This is a genomic window from Streptomyces sp. NPDC127038 (genome assembly GCF_042725875.1).
In the GTDB taxonomy this organism is placed as follows: domain Bacteria; phylum Actinomycetota; class Actinomycetes; order Streptomycetales; family Streptomycetaceae; genus Streptomyces.
In genome coordinates, this window is the sequence record NZ_JBHXDQ010000030.1 from 16,045 (window position 1) to 35,381 (window position 19,337).

Sequence of the window (19,337 nt, forward strand, 5' to 3'; positions counted from 1 at the left end):
CTGCTCGAACTGGTGTGCGGGTGATGATGTGACCTGCGCCTTATGAACCCGTACGACTGCTCGAACAACGCCGCCACGATCTAGGGTTTTGGCATGGCACGACCACGGCGCATCGTCCTTGTCCGGCACGGCGAGTCGGTGGGCAATGCCGATGACACCGTGTATGAACGCGAGCCCGACCACGCTCTGGCGCTCACGGAGACGGGGTGGCAGCAGGCGGAGGACACCGGCAAACGGCTGCGGGAGCTTTTCGGTGGCGAGCACGTAAGCGTTTACGTCTCGCCCTATCGCCGTACGCACGAGACGTTCCGCGCCTTCCACCTCGACCCCGGTCTCGTCCGGGTGCGCGAGGAGCCGCGCCTGCGCGAACAGGACTGGGGCAACTGGCAGGACCGTGACGACGTACGCCTCCAGAAGGCCTATCGCGACGCGTACGGGCACTTCTTCTACCGGTTCGCGCAGGGCGAGTCCGGCGCCGACGTGTACGACCGGGTCGGCAACTTCCTGGAGAGCCTGTACCGGAGCTTCGAGGCCCCCGACCACCCGCCGAACGTGCTCCTGGTGACCCACGGCCTGGCCATGCGGCTGTTCTGCATGCGCTGGTTCCACTGGACGGTCGCCGAGTTCGAATCCCTGTCGAACCCGGGGAACGCGGAGGTGCGGATGCTCGTTCTGGGGGAGGACGGCCGGTACACCCTCGACCGTCCCTTCGAGCAGTGGCGTGATCCGGAAGTCCTACGGAGCCACCGGATAGAGTGGCAGGGCGATGATCGCTGACTCCTCTCCCGACGGGCGCTTCGAGCGCGCCCTCGCCAGCCTGCGCGGACTCGCGGTGGGAGACGCGCTGGGCTCACAGTTCTTCGTGCCCGCGAACTACCCGCTGCTCAAGCGCCGCGAGCTGCCGCCCGGGCCCTGGCAGTGGACCGACGACACCGAGATGACCTGCTCGGTCGTCGCGATCCTGGCCACGCACCACCGTATCGACCAGGACGCCCTGGCCCACTCCTTCGCCGACCACCACGACTTCGACCGGGGCTACGGCCCCGCGGTCAACCGGCTGCTGCGGCTGGTCCGGGAGGGCGGCGACTGGCGCGAGCTCGCGTCGGCCCTCTTCAAGGGGCAGGGCTCGTGGGGCAACGGCGCCGCGATGCGGATCGCCCCCCTGGGCGCCTGGTACGCCGACGATCCCGAGCAGGCGACGCACCAGGCGGAGATCTCCGCCTATCCGACGCACCAGCACCGTGAGGCCGTGGTGGGCGCCATGGCGGTCGCCGCGGCCGCCGCTCTGGCGGCCGACCCCGCGGGCCCGCCGACCGCCGAGGCCCTGCTGGACGGCGTCATCGCGCTCGTGCCGCGCAGCGCCGTGGGAGCCGGGCTGCGGCGCGCCAGGGACATGCTCGACTACGGCGACGCCGCCACCGTGGCCGCCGTGCTCGGCTGCGGACGGCGCACGTCGGCCCATGACACCGTGCCCTTCGCCCTCTGGTCCGCCGCCCGAGCACTGGGTGACTACGAGGAGGGCTTCTGGGCCACCGCCCAGGTCGGCGGTGACGTGGACACGACCTGCTCCATCGTCGGCGGCGTGGTCGCCTCCGGTAAGGCGGGAGCGCCCCCGGCGGCATGGCTGGACGCCACGGAGACGCTGCCGGAATGGCTCCCGGGGCTCACGTCCGGGAACCCGGCGAGCGGCGCGTAGGCCGTACGGCAGGGGGGTTCCGGGGCCTCTTGCGCGCCGCCCCTGGGACGGCGGAGCGCGGGTGCGGACGCCGGCCTGCCCCGGGCCGTGTCACAGGCTTGCTACAGCCCCGCCGCACCCTCGTCGGCCGGATGGCCCGCGGATACCGTGTGCGCCACGCCGTCCGTTGATCATGGCGGACGTGTGCCGACGAAACACCGGACGACGGTCCTCCGCCCTCGTGGCGTGATCCGGGCCGCCCGGTGACCGGCTGGGAGGGGATCCCTTGTCCGACATACCGTCCACGCCCGAACCCGGAGACGGGCCGATGGCGCAGCGGAAGAGCCCGGAGGCGAGCGAGCGACCGGACGAACCGGCGTCCACCGGTGAGCGACCGGGCGTGCCGGCGTCCACCGGGAAGGGGCCGGACGTGTCCGCGTCTGCTGGTGGGCGACCAGGCGTGCAGGCGTCCACCGGGAAGGGGCCGGGCGTTCCGGCGTCCACCGATGAGCGACCGGACGTACCCGCGTCCACCGGGAAGGGGCCGGGTGCCCCCAGCCCCGGCGCCACCGTGAAGGCGTCCCAGGCCTACGCTCCCGGTCTGTGGTCGGCCGAGCTGTGGGCCACCTGGCCCGCCCCGGTGCGCACGCCCACGCTGTGGGCCGTGCTCGCGACCGGGGTGCTGAGCATGCTCCTCCTCGACGACGGCCTGGCGGTCAACCTCCTCCTCGTCGCGATCCCCGCGGCGCTGGCCGCGTACTTCTCGGGCCGGGACGCGGGACGCCGCACGCGCGCGTGGAGCCTGGTCTGGGGCATCGGCGGCCTCGGTCTGCTGGCCGTGCCCGCCCTCCGGGACGCGGACTGGCCGTCTACGCTCGCCGTCGTGGCGGCGATCGGGCTCGGCTCGCTCGCGCTGAACGGCGGCCGCGGCTGGCCGGCCGTGCTGCTCGGGCCCGTCAGCGTCCTCAACTCCGTGCTCACCGGCGTCTCCTGGGGCTGGCGCGGGCTGCGGGAACGATTCGGCGGTGCCCGTCAGAGCGTGGGCGTCGGGCTGCGCGCCTTCGTGGTGAGCGCACTCCTGCTGCTGGTCTTCGGGGCGCTGTTCGCCGGAGCGGACGCCGCCTTCGCCGATCTGCTCGGTGACCTGGTGCCGGACACCTCCGTCGCCGGCGGACCCTGGCGCGTGGTGCTCCTGGCCGCAGGCATCGTCGCGGCGCTGGCCGTGGCCCACACGGCCGCCGCGCCCGTACGCCTGGACCGGGTCGTGGTGCCCGCCGGCCGCCCCCGCAACCGCGTCGAGTGGGCGCTCCCGCTGATCGTGCTCACCGTGCTCTTCGCGGCCTTCAACGCCGTCCAGCTCGTCGTGCTCTTCGGTGGGTACGACGCCGTCCTGAAGAGCACGCACCAGACGTACTCCGAGTACGCGCGTCAGGGCTTCTGGCAGTTGCTGTTCGTCACCCTGCTGACCCTGATCGTCGTGGTGTTGGCGCTGCGCTGGGCGCCGAGGGACGGCTCCGGCGACCGGAGGCTGGTGCGGGGCGTGCTGGGAACTCTCTGCGCGCTGACGCTCGTTGTCGTGGCATCCGCTGTGCGACGTATGGACATGTATGTGGAGGTCTATGGGCTGACAAGGCTGAGGATCTCGGTGCTGGCCGGGGAGTTGTGGCTGGGTCTGGTCATCGTGCTCATCATGGCGGCCGGAGTGTGGGGCGCTCGGTGGCTGCCCCGTGCCGTCCTGCTCAGTGCCGCGGCCGGTGTCCTCGCGTTCGGGCTGATGTCCCCCGACGGCCTGATCGCCGAGCAGAACGTCCAACGGTACGAGGACACAGGCAATTTCGACGTCCAGTACGCCCGCGATCTGTCGGCCGACGCCGTACCCGCCCTCGACAGGCTGAAGGAGCCGATGCGTTCCTGTGTGCTGAGACCGCTGGCCTTCGAAGTGAACAAGGACGACGCCCCCTGGTACGCGACGAGCTGGGGCGAGGCCCGGGCCCGGGACATCCTGCGGGACCACCCGCCGGCCGCGTCCGTGGACGAGACCATCTGCGAGTCGTTGTCCGAGGTTCACGCGTACCGCTGAAGGCCTTCGTCCGGCGGGTGAGCGCGCTCGGTCGGCCGCTGTGGAGGGCGGAGGGCGGAGGGCGGAGGGCGGCGTGCGGAAGGTGGAATGTGGAGGGCCGGGCCGTGGTCACCATGGGTCTCCCGACCCGGACCACGCCCGGCCCTCCGCGGGCTCGTCGTGGCCACCATGGGTCCCCTGACCCGGACCACGCCCAGCCCTCCGCGGGCTCGTCCTCTGCCCTGCGCAGGCTCATCCTCGGACCCTGCGCGGCCCGTCCTCGGCCCTTCGGGGTCGTGGTCCGTCCTCGGCCCGGAGGCCCAGCCCCATCGCGGGTCCGCCCCTGACCCGAGCCCCGGCCCCCGCCTCCGCCTGCGCCCCCGCCTGGTCTCCGTTCTCAGCCCGCGGCCGGTTCCGCCGTACCGGCGAGGGCCTCCAGGTCGCTCTTGCGGACCTTGATCACCAGTGCCGCGGTGGTCAGGGCCAGCAGTGCCATGCCCACCGCGGGGATGAACGCGGTCGAAATGCCGTGGGCTAGCACCTCGTTCCCCCAAGGGGCGGGCAACTGGTGGGACTTGGCGAAGGCCGCCTTCTGCTCGGCCGAGCCGTCCGCCATGAACTTCGGCACCTGCTTCCCCGCCTCGTCGCGGCTGGCCGTTCCGAACACCGTGGTGAGGATGGAGAGCCCCAGCGAACCGCCCACCTGCTGTGTGACGTTGAGCAGACCGGAGGCCGCGCCCGCCTCGTGTTGGGCGACTCCGGAGACTGCGGTCACCGTCAGCGTGACGAAGTTCAGGCCCATGCCGAAGCCGAACAGCAGCATGGGGCCGAGGACTCCGCCCGCGTACGAGTCGTCGGGGCTGATGAAGGTCAGCCAGCCGAGCCCGAGCGCGACGAGCGAGGAACCGGTGACCATGAAGGGCTTGGGCCCGAGCACCGGCAGGAAACGCTGGGACAGCCCCGCGCCGACCGCGATCGCGACCGTCACCGGGAGGAAGGCGACCCCGGCCGAGATCGGGGTGTATCCCAGGACGTTCTGCACGAAGAGCACGATGTAGAAGAACATGCCGAACATCGCGGCGGCGAGGCTGAGCATGATCAGATACGTGCCCGAACGGTTGCGGTCGGCGAACATCCGCAGCGGGGTGATGGGTTCACGGGCGCGCGTCTCGATGATCCCGAAGGAGAGCAGCAGCACCGCGGCCGCGCTGAACGACCCGATCGTGAGGCCGTCCCGCCAGCCGTTCTCCGCCGCGCGGATGAACCCGTACACCAGGGACGCCATCCCGGCCGTCGAGGTGAGCGCACCGGCGATGTCGAAGCGCCCCGGATGGCGCGGGGACTCGTTGATGTACATCGGCGCCAGCACGGCGATCAGGATGCCGATGGGCACGTTGACGAAGAGGACCCACCGCCAGTCGAGCCACTCCGTGAGCATGCCTCCGGCGAGCAGTCCGATGGCGCCGCCGCCGGCCGAGACCGTCGCGAAGACGGCGAACGCCCGGTTCCGCTCCGGGCCCTCGGGGAAGGTCGTCGTGATCAGGGCGAGCGAGGTCGGCGAGGCGATCGCGCCACCCATGCCCTGGAGTGCCCGCGCGGCCAGCAACTGCCAGGGTTCCTGGGCGAGTCCGCCGAGCAGCGAGGCGAACGTGAACAGCAGGATGCCGGTCATGAAGACCCGGCGCCGGCCGAGGATGTCACCGGCCCGGGCGCCCAGAAGCAGCAGGCCGCCGAAGGTGAGGGTGTACGAACTGACCACCCAGGTCAGGTCGGTCGTCGTGAAGTCGAGTGCGTCTTGAATGTGCGGGAGCGCGATGTTCACAATCGTCGCGTCGAGTACCACCATGAGCTGACAGGCCGCGATGACGGTGAGCGCGATGCCGGGATGCCCCTCCCGGCGGGCCGCACCTGGCTTGCTGTCCTGAACCAATTGAGAGGTTGTCACTATGCTTCCCCCACAAGTGCGTTAGTGAACGCTCGCGTTCACTTTCGCGTCAACGGTAGTGAGTCCCCGTCAGTGAACGCAAGCGTTCACTGAAGTCGCTGTCTCGAGACATCGGATCGATCGCCCGCCCCGCCCGCCTCCCCCGAACGAAAACCCGAACTCCCCGAATTTCGCTCCCTGTACGACGGAGACACTCTGATGGTTGCTTCGCGTTGGACGGCCGCCCCCGCTCAGGCGTCCCCCTCGCGCCGGCGCGGTGCCGTGCTCGAGCGCGCGATCCTGGAAGCCGCGCTGGAACAGCTCGGCGCGGTCGGCTGGAACGGTCTGACCATGGAAGGGGTGGCCGCCGGCGCCCAGACCGGCAAGGCCGCGGTCTACCGCCGCTGGCCCTCGAAGGCGGACCTGGTCGCGGACGCGCTCCAGGCCGGACTGCCGGAACTGACCCGGTCCCCCGACCTCGGCAGTGTCCGGGAGGATCTGCTGGAGGTGTGCCGGCGGGTGCGCGAGGCGATGTTCTCGCCGCCCGGGATCGCGCTTCGCTCAGTGCTTCACGAATGCGATGTGAGGCAGGCCGAACGCTTCAATCAGGTCATCGTCGGCGGTGTCGTCGAGCCCACCCTTCGCCTGCTCCGCGAGGTCGTACAGCGCGGTATTGAACGAGGGGAGGTGCGTCCCGACGCGGCGAACCCGTACGTCATCGACGCCGTCCCCGCGATGATGATGTACCGCACCAAAGTGTGCGCGAGCGAATGGAGCGAGCGGGACCTCCAGGAGATGATCGACCAGATGATGGTCCCGCTGCTGTGCGTACGCGTCGGCTGACGGCGCCGGGCGAGGTGACCGGCGGGTCCCGTGCGCAACGGCTTGCCGGTGTGCACGCGGTGCTCCGCCGGCTGGTCTGCGGGCCGACCGGTTGCCATGGGCGGGTCCGGTCCCGAGGGTGCCGGTGAGGGCTTTCCCGCGGCCGGGGGACCTGGGTGTCGCCAGGGGCTCGGAGCGGCGTAGTCTGAGGACGCCATGCCGTACGAACCCCCCACTCACACCGTCGAGCGCTCCCTCCGCGCCACGACCGGAGCCAAGGTCATAGCCGGTGTCGACGAGGTGGGACGCGGTGCCTGGGCCGGCCCCGTCACCGTCTGTGCCGCCGTCACCGGACTGCGCCGCCCGCCCGAAGGGCTCACCGACTCCAAGCTCCTGACCGTCAAGCGCCGCACCGCGCTCGCCGTGGAGTTGGAGAAGTGGGTGACGGCGTACGCCCTCGGGCACGCCTCCCCGGAAGAGATCGACCGGCTGGGTATGACCGCCGCGCTGCGCCTCGCGGCGGTACGCGCGCTGGAAGCCTTGCCGGTCCGCCCCGACGCGGTCATCCTCGACGGGAAGCACGACTATCTCGGCGCTCCCTGGAAGGTCCGTACGGTGATCAAGGGCGACCAGTCCTGCGTCGCCGTCGCCGCGGCCTCCGTGATCGCCAAGGTGCGGCGCGACAAAATGATGGCCGAACTGGGCATCGAACATGCAGACTTCGGCTTTGCGGCCAACGCCGGGTACCCGTCGCCGGTCCACAAAGCCGCGCTGGAGGAGCGGGGTCCCACCCCGTACCACCGGTTGTCGTGGGCGTATCTTGATGCGCTGCCCCAGTGGCGGCACCTCAAGAAGGTCCGCAGCTTGGCGGACGGAAGCGTTCCGGAGATCGAGGGCCAGCTCGGCTTCGATTTCTGACACTTCCGTTCGCACTCATGTGCCACCCGCCGGGGCGTGTCGCACCGGCGTTTGATAGATATCAGCTCATGCCTCTCATTCCCGAGGAGCCTCAGATTCACGAGAGTGCCCAGGGTCCCCGCGTCACTCCGGCCAGTGGCCGCACCGCGCCGACCCCTCGCCCCGTACCCGGTCCCCGTCCCGCGGCCCCGCCGCGTCCCGGCCGTCCGGGTCCTGTCCGGCCGATGCCGGCCCAACGCACCCCGCGCGAGCCGGCCGTGGCCGCTCCCGGGCCGTCCGCCAAGCCGGTCGCACCCGCGGCCGTCACCCCGCAGATCCAGCTCGTCCCGGCCTCGGCCGACGGCGCGCTGGACGCCGCCGAAGAAGCCGTCGACCTGCTCCTGGAGTCGGGCCGCGCCCCCGGGGAGGTGCTGGTGATCACCACCGGCGATCCGCACCCGTGGGCCGCGCACGAGCTCTCCTTCGGCGAGGCGGCCTACTGGGCGCAGCACGACGCCGGCGACGACGTCTTCTACGCCGACGCCACCGCCGTGCGCCGGGCCGCTTCCCGTCCCGTGGTCGTGGTCGCGGTCAACGGTGGTTCCGGCGAGGTTGCCGCGACCGCCCTGCCCCTGGCCCTCGGCCGGGCCGGTGCCCTGCTGATCGTCTGCGGCGACCCGCAGCAGATCAACTCGGTTCTGGCCGCAGGCGTCTGAGCGCGTTCCGGACCTCGTCCGGAACGCGCCCGGCCGGACGCTGAGGGTGCCGCCACGGCGGCACCTGCACAGCGGCACCTGTACGGCGGTCGCTTCGGCGTACCCGCACGCGTCCACGCCCGCACGCGCACGGCCTGCCGGTCGGTCCTGCGGTGCGAGGTGCCGTGACCGCACCTTCGCCTCTCACCCTCGGATTCTCCGGCCCCGGTGACCGCCACGGGACGGCGTCTGACCACCCCCCGGCGCGCTTCCCGGCTGACCGCCCTTCCGCGCGCCTCCCGGCTCACCGCCCGCCCGGGCGCAGGGCCTTCGCCCTTCATCCGGCATGAGTCGAGAGGCCGAACACGCCGGTCGTCACCACTTTCGGCGGCAAGGGGTGTCACCCACGGTGCACCGAACTTCCCGGAGCGTGGGGCTTCCACCACGCAACGGAGTACACCGCGGACTCCGTCGTACGGCTACGCCTTGAATCCGGCCGCAGAGAGGGGCACGGCACAGCCATGGCCCCGCCGGGCCCGCCGCGGAGAGTGAGCGGCACACTGCATGCGAGCGCGCCTTTCAGGCACCTTGCACCCTGCCCCTGCGAACCCGCGGTACCGCCCCGGCACCCGCCGCCGAGCGGGTACGGCCCGCCTTCCCCCGGGCGGGCCGACGCTCACGACGAGCGGCCTCTCAGCGGGCGGCCGCCCGGCGCATCACCTCGGAGGCGACGCCCCCGGTGCGGGGCAGCGGCGGCAGCACCTCGCCCACGTAGAACTCCGGCGCCGACTCCGAGTTGGGGCGCCGCCCGCCGCGGCCCTCGCCGAGTACCTGCCAGCCGTCACGTGTCAACGTGATGTACGCGCCGCATCGCAGTCCGTGGAGCGTGCAGGCGTCCCGCAGCCCCCACATCCAGGCCCCGTCCTCCTCCGTCCACCGCGCGTCGCCGTCCCGGCAGTACAGCAGCACGGCCGTACGCGCGGGAGTGCGGCGCCGCAGGTCGTGCGGGATGACCCGGCGCAGCTGCGCGAGCAGCGCGTTGCGGAACATCCAGCCGTCGGCGGGTGCCGAACGCCGGGTGAAGGAGGCGCTCGCCATCAGCCGCTCGTCCTGGTCGAGCACCGCGACGACCGCGGTCGAAGGTCTGGGCCGGTGCCGGGCGTGAAGGCCGCTCACGACCTCACGGGGATCGCGCAGAAGCGGAATTCCGGCCGAGGCCCATTCGGCGGGTTCCAGCATGCGGGTGAGTGGGTTGGTGGAAGCGGCGGACAGGTCGGGAGACGTCGACAAGGTTGCCGCCGAGGACGGAGCGAATCCGAAGGTCACGGTCCTCCCTTCGGCTACGTGCCCAGACAGTGGGCGGGGTCGGACTGGGGGAATGGCACGCCGCAGCAGAGCCCTACCGGACCACGGGCAAACCGTGCGGGGAGCGGACCTCAATTCTTCCTGTCGAACTGGGTTGCGGCAACGAGCAATTGGGGCCACAGACCGTTTTCAGGCGATTAGCGTCCTATATACCTGCCCGGTGTTTCGAATCGCGACACACGAGTCACGCTTGTACGGCGAGGACCAGCGGCAACACCGCCGAAGCGCCCGCTCTGCGCAGCATCCGTGACGCGACCGCCAGCGTCCAGCCCGTCTCCGTGGCGTCGTCCACCAGCAAAACCGGACCCTCCGTTTCTCTCAGTACGCCGGCCAGCCCCGGGGGCACGGTCAGGGCTCCGTCCAGCGCCTTCAGCCGTTGCGCACTGTTGCTCCGGGAGACATGGGCCTCTTCGCCGACGTACTCCACGGATCCCAGCAGCGGCAGCCGGCCGATCTCGGCGATCCTCGCGCCGAGCGAGCCGATCAGCTGGGGCCGCGAACGCGAGGCGATGGTCACGACCCCCACCGGGCGCGGCTGTGCGTCGGGCTGCCCCGAGGCCCAGCCCCCGGGCCCTTTCGCCCAGTCGGCCAGGACGCCGACCACGGCCTTGGCGACGTCGTCCGGAACAGGCCCGTCGGGCGCCTGCGGGGCGAGTAGCGGCCGCAGCCGGTTGCCCCAGCCGATGTCCGAGAGTCGTCCCAGGGCGCGACCCGGAGCGGCCTGCTCGCCGGCCGGGATGCGGCCCTTCAGCTCGACGCCGATCGCGGCCAGGCCGGTCGGCCACATCTTGCGCGGCTCGACCTCGACGCCGGCCCGGTCCAGTTCTCCGTTCGCCGCGTCCAGGGCCGTGGCCGAGACGGAGGTCTGGAACCGCCCGCCGGAGCAGTTGTCGCAGCGTCCGCAGGGTGCCGCTCCCTCGTCGTCCAGCTGTCGCCGCAGGAACTCCATGCGGCAACCGGTCGTCGACACGTAGTCCCGCATGGCCTGCTGTTCGGTCGCCCGCTGCTTGGCGACCCAGGCGTAGCGCTCGGTGTCGTACGTCCAGGGCATGCCCGTGGAGATCCAGCCGCCCTTCACCCGGTGCACGGCGCCATCCACGTCGAGCACCTTGAGCATGGTCTCCAGGCGGGACCTGCGCAGCTCCACCAGCGGTTCCAGCGCGGGCAGGGAGAGCGGGCGCTCGGCCCGGGCCAGCACGTCCAGGGTGCGCCGCACCTGCTCCTCCGGAGGGAAGGCGATGGAAGCGAAGTACTCCCAGATCGCCTGGTCCTCCTTGCCCGGCAGGAGCAGCACCTCCGCGTGCTCCACGCCGCGGCCCGCGCGCCCCACCTGCTGGTAGTAGGCGATCGGGGAGGACGGGGAGCCCAGGTGCACGACGAATCCCAGGTCGGGCTTGTCGAAGCCCATCCCGAGCGCGGAGGTGGCGACCAGGGCCTTGACGCGGTTGGCGAGCAGGTCCTCCTCGGCCTGCTGACGGTCCGCGTTCTCGGTCTTCCCGGTGTACGACGCGACGGTGTACCCGCTCTGGCGCAGGAACGCGGTGACCTCCTCGGCCGCCGCAACGGTCAGCGTGTAGATGATCCCGGAGCCCGGCAGCTCGTTCAGATGCTCGGCGAGCCAGGCCATCCGGTGTGCCGCGTCCGGCAGCCGCAGCACGCCGAGGCTCAGGCTCTCCCGGTCCAGGGGGCCGCGCAGTACCAGCGCGTCGGTGCTCACGCCGGTGCCCAGCTGCTCGGCGACATCGGCCGTCACCCGCGCGTTGGCCGTCGCGGTGGTGGCCAGCACCGGGGTGTCGGGCGGGAGGTCGGCCAGCATGGTGCGCAGCCGTCGGTAGTCCGGCCGGAAGTCGTGGCCCCAGTCGGAGATGCAGTGCGCCTCGTCCACCACCAGAAGACCGGTGGCGGCGGCCAGCTTGGGCAGCACCTGGTCGCGGAAGTCGGGATTGTTCAGCCGTTCCGGACTCACCAGGAGGACGTCGACCTCACTCGCCGCCACCTCGGCCTGGATGGTCTCCCACTCCTCCGTGTTGGAGGAGTTGATCGTCCGTGCGCGGATTCCGGCGCGGGCCGCCGCGTCCACCTGGTTGCGCATCAGTGCGAGGAGAGGCGAGACGATCACGGTGGGTCCGGCACCCAGTTCGCGCAGCAGTGCCGTCGCGACGAAGTACACCGCGGACTTGCCCCAGCCGGTGCGCTGCACGACCAGCGCTCTGCGCTTGTCGGCCACGAGCGCCTCGATGGCGCGCCACTGGTCCTCGCGCAGCCGCGCTTCTCCCGTCGGCGAGCCGACCAGACGGGCCAGGACGGCGTCGGCCGTGGCCCTGAGTTCTTCGCGGGCGGTGTCGGTTGCGTTGCCGGGGACTGCGGGTCGCGGGTCTTCGGTCGTCATGGCTCCATGCAACCGGATGGGTCCGACATTGCGCGAACGAGACGTCGAGCTGTGGACAAGTTCTGGCGTGGTCATGGCGGTGGTTATCCACAGGCTCAACCGGAATTTCGCATTCCGAGAGATGGTCACCGCATGACGAATCACGACGAAGCGACCGGCACGTCCGGCGACAAGAACATCAGCGCGGTCAGCGGACCCAGCTGGAACCCGCGGTTCGGCCGATCCGACGGTGAAGGCCGCGAAGGCGGAGACGGCCACGAGGTCGGACGTGGTCATCGAGGCGGCGACGGCCGTGAGGGCGGGCACGGCGTTGGAGGTGAAGCCGGTCGTGAAGGTGGAGGCGGCCGTGAAAGCCGCGTATGCGGAGACGGTGGGGGCGGCGGCGAACACGGTCACGGCGGTCGCACCGCTCGGAACGGGCCCGGAGGCCACGCTGGCGAAGGCTGGGACGACCAGGACGGACCGTCCGGGCGCGAGGCCCGGGACCGGGTCGTCCGACAGGCCGGCCCCGAGGCTCACGGCGGCACGCCGATTCTCGGCGGGCTCCACCACGGGGCCGGCAGGAGCCGAGCCGACGACGACCGCCATCTGAACGGGCTGGCACTCCCGGGCGCCGAGCATCAGGTGACCCTCCGAACCCCGGCGGAGCTGGCCGACGCCCTGCCTTATCTCCTCGGCTATCGCCCCGACGACAGCATCGTGCTGGTCGCCCTGCACGACCGGGAGAAGCGGGGCCGCTTCGGCGGCCGGGCCCGACTCGGTATCCCGGCCCAACCGGAGGACTGGCAGTCCGCCTCGGACCAGCTCGCCCAGGGCCTGGTGAAAGGGAGCGAGCGTCGCGGAGCCCGTCCCGGAAGCATGGTGGCCTATCTGTGCCAGGAACCCCGGAGCGGTGAATCGGGGCGGGACGTGATGGAACGCCTGAGGCCGCTCGCGCAACTTCTGCGGACGGCCTGCGGACGCCTCGACGTTCCCGTGATCGAGGCCCTCTGCATCTCCGACGGCCGCTTCTGGACCTACACCTGCCCAGGGCAGGGATGCTGTCCGGCGGAAGGCACACCGATGGGGCTGCCGGGAACGTCGGTCCTCGCCGCCGCCGCGACCTACGCGGGCCTCCAGGTGCGCGGATCCCTGAAAGACCTGACGGCCAGGTTCCTTCCCTGGGAGTCCACGGCCGCGCTGGGACAGGAGGTGGCGCTCGACACCGCCAGCATGGCGCTGGTCCCGCGGATCCTGGGTGACGACAGCCGGGCCGCCGTGGCCGAGGAGACCCTCGCGCTGGCCCGGCTCATCAGGGACCGGTTCGCGGCGGCCTTTCCCGTGTCGGGCACGCGTCCGGCGGACCTGCGCGACGACGGACTCCTGGAGAACGACGAAGCCGCCGTGCTGATCCTCGGTCTGCAGGACCGCACGACCCGCGACCGTGCCGCGCAGTGGATGGAGGGAGACGAGGCCGCCCCCGCGCTGCGCCTGTGGCGGGCACTGTCCCGACGCTGCGTCGGCCCCTACCGCGAACACGCCGCGGCACCCCTCACCCTCGCGGGGTGGGTCGCCTGGTCCACCGGCGACGAACTGGAGGCACGGGAAGCACTCGCCATGGCCCTCGGCGCCGATCCCGACTATCTGTTCGCCCGTCTGCTCCACCAGGCGTGCAACGAGGGCCTCGATCCCGAGTCCGTCCGGCGCTGCCTGCGCGCTCAGCGCACGGAACAAGGTCGGTCCGACGCGGACCGGCCGGGCGACTCCGGCACCCTTCCGCCGGCGGCCGGGGCGGCGGCGTCCGGATCGCCCACACCGGGTGCCCCGCCGTCCACCTCCACCGCTCGCCGGCGCAAGGCCCGGCCGGTCGCGAACGGAGGGAGCCGAGCGGGCCGGCGCGGCCCCGGGAACCGGACGGCCCGAGGGTCCCGTCCGCCAGGCGGAACCTCACCCGCCGCGGACCGGTCCCGCCGAGCGGCGGACCGGGCGGACGGCCGGATGCACGGCCAGATCGACAACGAGCGGCACGGTTCCCAGGAGGAAGGGTGACGGCCCGGCAGACGGAACGGCGAGGCGAGCCGAGGGAAAGGACCGGCAGGGCCGAGGGGGGTGAACCCACGCCACCGCCATTCGGTCGGCTCCCACCGAAAACGCGTGACCCGGGACAGGGCTGCCCCGTTCACCTGAGTGGCGGAATCCGTGGCCGGATTGCGCCCCCGCAACGCCCGCGACCCCGCGGAGCCCCCACCAGGAGCTCAGCGCGCTCCAGGCACACCGAGCGCGGAGGAAGCCACCTCATGTCCATGCCCCATCCGACCTCGGCACCCGACGGCACACGCCCGTCCGGGCACGAGTCCGCACAGTCCGCCGGACGCGGGGGCGCTCTGGCGGCCCCGCGACCGGGCCGCGACGCAGACGTACCCCTCCCGCCCTCGGGACGCGGACCCGGAATTCCCCGGACCTCCCTTCCCATGCCAGGCCGGTCGGCGGACCTCCCGCCGGCCCACACCACCCTGATCTGCGCCGCCCTCCCAGGACTGGTGATCTCGACGGCGGAAGGGCAACTGACCGGACGCGGCCTGGAAGGCTTCTACAGGGCGGGCCGCCGGACCCTGTCCCGCTGCCTGGTCCGGGTCGCGGGCCGGGAACCGCTCGCGATGCAGGCCCGGATGCTCGCGGCCGACCGGGCCCGCTTCGTCGGTACGCTGCGCGCTTCCCCCGACACGGGCCCGGACCCGGACGTGGTCGTCGAAAGAACCCGTCATGCGGAGGGCATCGAGCGGATCACCCTGCGCAGCTCCGCGCTCCGGGCCCTGCGCCTTCCCGTCGAGGTCGCCCTCGGGACGGACCTCGCGGAACTGGGCGACGTGGCCTCGGGCCGGGCAGGGCCCGAACTTCCCGCCAGTGTCCACTCCGCCGGACTGCGCTGGTCCTGCCCCACGGGCTATGTGACCGTCACCGCCGACCCGCCGCCGACCGACGCCCTGGCCTCGGCCGGACTGCTGCGCTGGCAACTGGAGCTGCCGCCGGGCGGCACGCTCACGGTGGAGCTGCGCGTCAGACCGGACGGACAGGAGCCGGTCAGGCCGGCGGGGCGCGGAGCGGCGGGCCCGTTCGCCGAGGCCAGGGTGGTCAGCGACGAACCCGGGGCCGAAACACTCCTGAGAACCTGCGTCGAGGATCTGCGGGCCCTGCTGCTGCGCGACCCCCGGCATCCGCTCGACACCCACCTGGCGGCGGGCGCTCCCTGGCGCTGCGGGCTGGCGCCCGCCGAGGCGCTGGCCGCGGCCCGGATGACCCTGCCGCTCGGCACCCGTCTTGCCGCGGGCACCCTGCGGACCCTCGCCCGCGCCCAGCTCGCCGGTCCGGGACCCCAGTCCGGAATGATCCCGGGACCTCTGCGGGACAGCGGGCCGCATCTGCCGCCGGGCTGCACGGGGACCGAGGCGACCCTGCTCTTCCCCGTGCTCCTCGCGGAGGCCTGGCGCTGGGGACTGGCCGAGCGGGAGGTGCGGGAACTGCTGCCCGCGGCCGAGCGGTGTCTGGAGTGGCTGCGGGCCACGGTCGGGGACGGTACGTATCTGTCCGACGTACAGCCGGGCGGACCGTTCCGCTGTGAGACCCAGGCGCACGCCCATCGGGCGGCGCTGCTCGGCGCCGACCTGCTCGACGCGCACGGCCGCCCGGGAGGTACGGGGTTGCGGCAGTGGGCCCAGGCGATGCGGACGGCGTTCCGTGACGACTTCTGGGCCGAGGACGGAGCCGGTGGCCGACCGGCCGCCGCCCGCACCCGCGACGGCCGCCCCGTGTCCCCGCTCGGTTCGGGCGCCGCCCATCTCCTCGACACCGGTCTGTCCGGTTCCGGAGAGATGGCCCCCGGCCTGCTCGACAAGGCACGGACCGAGCAGCTCGCCAGACTGCTGGGAAGCCCGGCCATGGACTCGGGCTGGGGACTGCGGAGCCTCGGGGCGAAGGAGACGGCGTACAACCCGTTCGGCCATCGCAGCGGAGCCGTGCGCGTCCACGAGACGTCCGTCGCCGTCACCGGGCTCGCCGCCGCCGGCCACGAGGACGAGGCGGGCTCCCTGCTCCGCGGCGTACTGGCGGCGGCCGAGTCCTTCGACGGCAGACTGCCCGAGATGTACGCGGGGGAGCGGCGCACACCGGGAAGCGCGCCGCTGCCGCATCCGGCCGCCTCCCGTCCCGCGGCCACCGCGGCCGCCGCAGGGGTGCTGCTGCTCTGCTCCCTGGCAGGGATCCGTCCGGACGCGCCCGCCGGAACCGTGACACTGCGCCCGTTCCGGGCCGCACCGCTGGGAGAGATCGTGCTGACGGGCCTGCGGATCTCGGGCGCCCCCTTCTCCGTGCGCGTCAGCAGACTCGGACTCGCCATGGTCGAGGAAGCGGGGGAGGGATTGCAGCTGGGAGTGTGACGTCCGGTGACTCCTGACCGGATCTGCGCGGCGGCACGGTGCCGTACCGACGGAAGTCGATCAACCATCGACCGGGCTCACGAAGGAGATGTTTATCGTCAGGCAGACGACTATGATCGCGGCATGCCCTACGACCCGTCAGCCTTTCCGCCCTTCGCCGTGACCGTGGACCTGGTCGTGCTGACCGTGCGCCGCCATGCCCTGTGCGCGTTGGCGGTACGGCGGGGTGAGCAGCCGTTCCAGGGGCGATGGGCACTGCCCGGCGGCTTCGTACGGACCGACGAGGACCTGGCCCAGGCGGCCGCGCGCGAGCTGGCCGAGGAGACGGGCCTGTGCGCCCACGATCCCCTGGTTCCCGCACAGGACAACGGCGCGCACCTCGAGCAGCTCGCGACCTACGGCGACCCCAAGCGTGACCCCCGGATGCGCGTGGTGAGCGTCGCGCATCTCGCGCTCGCCCCCGACCTGCCCGCTCCCCGCGCGGGAGGCGACGCGAACAGCGCCCGCTGGGCACCCGTCGAGGAGCTCCTGCAGCAAGGCGGCTACGGACGGGACGGGGAGCAGGCGGCACCCCTCGCCTTCGATCACGCGCAGATCCTCTCCGACGGTGTGGAACGCGCCAGGTCCAAGATCGAGTACTCGTCGCTGGCGACCGCCTTCTGCCCGACCGAGTTCACCGTCGGCGAGCTGCGGCGGGTGTACGAGGCCGTGTGGGGCGTGGCGCTCGACCCGCGCAACTTCCACCGCAAGGTCACCGGGACACCGGGCTTCCTCGTGCCCACCGGAGGTACGACCACACGCCAGGGCGGCCGCCCCGCCCAGTTGTTCCGCGCGGGCGGTGCCACACTGCTCAACCCGCCGATGCTGCGCCCCGAGGTCTGACGAGGGCGGCGAACACGGTTTCGGCTTCCGGGGCCTTGGCGTGCTCGACGGACTCGCAAGGCCTGTCGGGGGCAAGCCGCATGGCGCCCGGAAAATCCGAAATGTCGCGCTATCTTGCTGTGAGTGATCCAGGCCATCGGACTGACCAGCAACACCCGTAAGGCGCGTCCGCCCGCTGTCGACGACGTGTCCTTCGAGGCGCACGCGGGCCGTGTCACGGCGCTCGTCGGAGCCCCGGGCGCCGGGAAGACGACGGCACTGAGGCTCATGCTCGAACTCCAACAGGGCCGTGGAATCACCTACTTCCGAGGCAGGCCGTTGCATCGGATCGCCCACCCCTCGCGCGAGGTCGGCGTACTCATGGGCGATGTACCGGGTCATCCGGCACGTTCGGTCCGAGGTCAGCTGCGGATGCTGTGCGCAGCCGTCGGCGTTCCCGTGCGCCGCGCGGACGAAGTCCTCGAAGTGGTCGGGCTCGTCAGCCTCCGGGACGAGAGTCTGGGCACGCTGTCCCGTGGCATGGACCGCCGGCTCGGACTGGCCTGCGCGCTCCTGCCTGACCCCCACACCCTCGTGCTCGACGGTCCCTCGGACGGCCTGTCCGTCAGGGAGGGGCGATGGCTTCACGGGGTTCTGCGCGCCCACGCCGCACAGGGCGGCACGGTGCTGTTCAGCACGGACGACGCCAAGGAGGCCGCGCGGACCGCCGACCGGGTCGTCACGCTGGAGCGGGGCCGTCTCGTCGCCGACCAGGACGCCGTGGAGTTCGCCCGGACCCGGCTCCGGCCGCGGGTGGCCGTCCGCAGTCCGCACGCGGCCCGGCTCGGTTCTCTCCTGACCAAGGAGGCTCGTACCGCCCAGCGCTCCGTCGAAGTGGTGTGCGAGGAGGGCAACCGGCTCTCCGTATACGGCAGTACCTGCGCCGACATCGGCGAGACCGCCTTCCGGCACGGCATCCTTGTACACCAACTCGCCGACGAGACGGGTGACATGGGGCCGAACCGGGTCGCGGCGCCGCTGGGGGAGCTCGAGCGACCCACCGCCGAGGCGTGCTCCACCGCCGAGCCGCGCCCCGCCACCGAGCTTCGCCCCACCGCTGCGGCTTGCTCCACCGCCGAGCCGCACCCCGCCACCGAATCTCGCCCCGTCACCGAGCTTCGCCCCAGAGTCGAGACGCTTCCCGTCATCGGCCCTCGTTCCGAGGATCCGGGCCCCGTCGCCGAGCCGAACCCCGCCGAGACGCCGGCCGCCGAGGACCTGTCCGTCCTCCCGCCGCCCATCGCCGTACGCCAGGCCCGGAGCCCGCTGCGTCCCCTGCGCTACGAACTGCGCAGAGCCGCCGGTGTCGGGACCGGCTACTTCACCGCCGCCGCCGTTCTCATCTCCTCGGTCCTCATGTCCGTTCTCCTGGCCCGAATCGGTCACACTCCCCAGCCGCGCCTGCTGGCCGCGTGGCCGCAGGAACTTCCGCTGCCGCCCGCCGCGCTTGGTGCCGGTCTGCTGGGCGCCGTCGCCTTCGGCGAGGAGTTCCGCCACCCCGCCCTCGCCGCGGACCGCGGCACCGTCCCCCGTCGGCTGGGACTGCTCACCGCCAAGCTCCTCCTCGCCTCGGCCACGGCGCTGATGCTGGCGTTCCTCACCGTGGGATGCGACCTGGAAGCGCTCTACCTCGTCTACGGACGGGAGCTCACCGAAGTTCCCTCGGACTGGCTCTCGCTGAGCGTGAGTTGGTTCGGTCTGGTGACGGGCTGCGCGTGGGCGGGCGTGCTGGCCGCCGGCCTGTTCCGGTCCACCGCCGCCGGGCTCGCGGCGGTGCTCGCCGTGCCGGTCGTCGTCGTACCCCTCGTACAAAAGGTCTCGCAGGGGCCGTCTGTGCGGTCGGCGGCCGGGTTCCCGGAGCGGCTGCGGGAACTGGTCCTCGTGCAGTGGCCCTTCGGCGGGGAGCGCTACCTCGCGGCGGCCGTGCGTGTTCTGGCCCAACCCGTGGGCGGGGCAATGCTGTTGTCGTTGTGCGGGCTGCTCTGCGCATATCTGCTCACGACCCTGCGGAGCCGGGTCCGATGACGACCGTCCGCACCCTTCCGTTCCCCCTGTGCGCACAACTCCTCGAAGAGCGCCCATTTCTTTCCGATAAGGCGTCAATTGCGACGGTGTGAGCGATCACCCTTTCGTGTGCTTTTCACCAAAGACCTCAAGGGAGTTGGAGTCGACGCCGAC

General features: G+C 72.0%; 13 protein-coding genes and 1 pseudogene. 11 read left to right on the forward strand and 3 right to left on the reverse strand.

Annotation, left to right across the window (positions count from 1 at the left end; genetic code table 11):
* Positions 1-93 precede the first annotated feature (93 nt).
* The 3 genes and pseudogenes from ACFWI4_RS21330 to ACFWI4_RS21340 all read left to right on the forward strand — a co-directional run bounded on the left by ACFWI4_RS21330 (position 94) and on the right by ACFWI4_RS21340 (position 3,755).
* A pseudogene (locus ACFWI4_RS21330) lies at positions 94-754 on the forward strand (histidine phosphatase family protein).
* Between the two features lie 12 nt (positions 755-766).
* The gene (locus tag ACFWI4_RS21335) at positions 767-1,696 is read left to right on the forward strand and encodes an ADP-ribosylglycohydrolase family protein (protein ID WP_387198451.1); all 930 of its coding nucleotides are present in this window, start codon (positions 767-769) and stop codon (positions 1,694-1,696) included.
* A gap of 307 nt (positions 1,697-2,003) precedes the next feature.
* Positions 2,004-3,755 (forward strand): DUF4153 domain-containing protein, encoded by a 1,752-nt coding sequence (locus tag ACFWI4_RS21340; protein WP_387198454.1) that lies wholly within the window; start codon positions 2,004-2,006, stop codon positions 3,753-3,755.
* A 376-nt stretch (positions 3,756-4,131) separates the two neighbouring features.
* On the opposite strand, the gene ACFWI4_RS21345 is transcribed toward ACFWI4_RS21340, so the two are convergent.
* Positions 4,132-5,679 (reverse strand): MFS transporter, encoded by a 1,548-nt coding sequence (locus tag ACFWI4_RS21345; protein WP_387198457.1) that lies wholly within the window; start codon positions 5,677-5,679, stop codon positions 4,132-4,134.
* Positions 5,680-5,877: 198 nt separating this feature from the next.
* Here ACFWI4_RS21345 and ACFWI4_RS21350 point away from each other — a divergent pair, with 198 nt between their 5' ends.
* The 3 genes from ACFWI4_RS21350 to ACFWI4_RS21360 all read left to right on the forward strand — a co-directional run bounded on the left by ACFWI4_RS21350 (position 5,878) and on the right by ACFWI4_RS21360 (position 8,093).
* Positions 5,878-6,501, forward strand: a complete 624-nt coding sequence (locus tag ACFWI4_RS21350) for a TetR/AcrR family transcriptional regulator (protein ID WP_387198459.1) — start codon at positions 5,878-5,880, stop codon at positions 6,499-6,501.
* A 195-nt stretch (positions 6,502-6,696) separates the two neighbouring features.
* Positions 6,697-7,398: a ribonuclease HII gene (locus ACFWI4_RS21355; RefSeq protein ID WP_387198462.1), complete on the forward strand. Its 702-nt coding sequence runs from the start codon at positions 6,697-6,699 to the stop codon at positions 7,396-7,398.
* 68 nt (positions 7,399-7,466) lie between these two features.
* A complete protein-coding gene (locus tag ACFWI4_RS21360) occupies positions 7,467-8,093 on the forward strand; it encodes a hypothetical protein (RefSeq protein ID WP_385401645.1) in 627 nt (208 codons plus the stop codon).
* 672 nt (positions 8,094-8,765) lie between these two features.
* Here ACFWI4_RS21360 and ACFWI4_RS21365 read toward each other — a convergent pair.
* A complete protein-coding gene (locus ACFWI4_RS21365) occupies positions 8,766-9,398 on the reverse strand; it encodes a hypothetical protein (protein WP_151468753.1) in 633 nt (210 codons plus the stop codon).
* Between the two features lie 223 nt (positions 9,399-9,621).
* Entirely contained in the window at positions 9,622-11,826 is a 2,205-nt protein-coding gene (locus ACFWI4_RS21370) for a RecQ family ATP-dependent DNA helicase (protein ID WP_387198467.1), read from the reverse strand.
* A 229-nt stretch (positions 11,827-12,055) separates the two neighbouring features.
* On the opposite strand from ACFWI4_RS21370, the gene ACFWI4_RS21375 reads away from it, so the two are divergent.
* The 5 genes from ACFWI4_RS21375 to ACFWI4_RS21395 all read left to right on the forward strand — a co-directional run bounded on the left by ACFWI4_RS21375 (position 12,056) and on the right by ACFWI4_RS21395 (position 19,184).
* The gene (locus tag ACFWI4_RS21375; protein WP_387198582.1) at positions 12,056-12,418 is read left to right on the forward strand and encodes a hypothetical protein; all 363 of its coding nucleotides are present in this window, start codon (positions 12,056-12,058) and stop codon (positions 12,416-12,418) included.
* A complete protein-coding gene (locus ACFWI4_RS21380) occupies positions 12,415-13,854 on the forward strand; it encodes a DUF4192 domain-containing protein (RefSeq protein WP_387198579.1) in 1,440 nt (479 codons plus the stop codon). Before ACFWI4_RS21375 ends, ACFWI4_RS21380 begins: the two co-directional genes overlap by 4 nt.
* 422 nt (positions 13,855-14,276) lie before the next feature.
* On the forward strand, positions 14,277-16,238 hold the full coding sequence (locus ACFWI4_RS21385) for a glycogen debranching N-terminal domain-containing protein (protein ID WP_387198469.1): 1,962 nt from the start codon (positions 14,277-14,279) through the stop codon (positions 16,236-16,238).
* 123 nt (positions 16,239-16,361) lie between these two features.
* Positions 16,362-17,120 (forward strand): NUDIX domain-containing protein, encoded by a 759-nt coding sequence (locus ACFWI4_RS21390; protein ID WP_385401656.1) that lies wholly within the window; start codon positions 16,362-16,364, stop codon positions 17,118-17,120.
* Between the two features lie 123 nt (positions 17,121-17,243).
* Complete coding sequence (locus ACFWI4_RS21395) at positions 17,244-19,184, forward strand: ATP-binding cassette domain-containing protein (RefSeq protein WP_387198472.1); 1,941 nt, start codon at positions 17,244-17,246, stop codon at positions 19,182-19,184.
* The last annotated feature ends 153 nt before the right edge of the window (positions 19,185-19,337 follow it).

What these genes read in the sequence shown, in the direction of transcription:
- ACFWI4_RS21335 (WP_387198451.1), top strand. Translation starts at nt 767, where the DNA reads ATGATCGCTGACTCCTCTCCCGACGGGCGCTTCGAGCGCGCCCTCGCC.
- ACFWI4_RS21340 (WP_387198454.1), top strand. Translation starts at nt 2,004, where the DNA reads ATGGCGCAGCGGAAGAGCCCGGAGGCGAGCGAGCGACCGGACGAACCG.
- ACFWI4_RS21350 (WP_387198459.1), top strand. Translation starts at nt 5,878, where the DNA reads ATGGTTGCTTCGCGTTGGACGGCCGCCCCCGCTCAGGCGTCCCCCTCG.
- ACFWI4_RS21355 (WP_387198462.1), top strand. Translation starts at nt 6,697, where the DNA reads ATGCCGTACGAACCCCCCACTCACACCGTCGAGCGCTCCCTCCGCGCC.
- ACFWI4_RS21360 (WP_385401645.1), top strand. Translation starts at nt 7,467, where the DNA reads ATGCCTCTCATTCCCGAGGAGCCTCAGATTCACGAGAGTGCCCAGGGT.
- ACFWI4_RS21370 (WP_387198467.1), bottom strand. Translation starts at nt 11,826, where the DNA reads ATGACGACCGAAGACCCGCGACCCGCAGTCCCCGGCAACGCAACCGAC.
- ACFWI4_RS21385 (WP_387198469.1), top strand. Translation starts at nt 14,277, where the DNA reads ATGCCAGGCCGGTCGGCGGACCTCCCGCCGGCCCACACCACCCTGATC.
- ACFWI4_RS21390 (WP_385401656.1), top strand. Translation starts at nt 16,362, where the DNA reads ATGCCCTACGACCCGTCAGCCTTTCCGCCCTTCGCCGTGACCGTGGAC.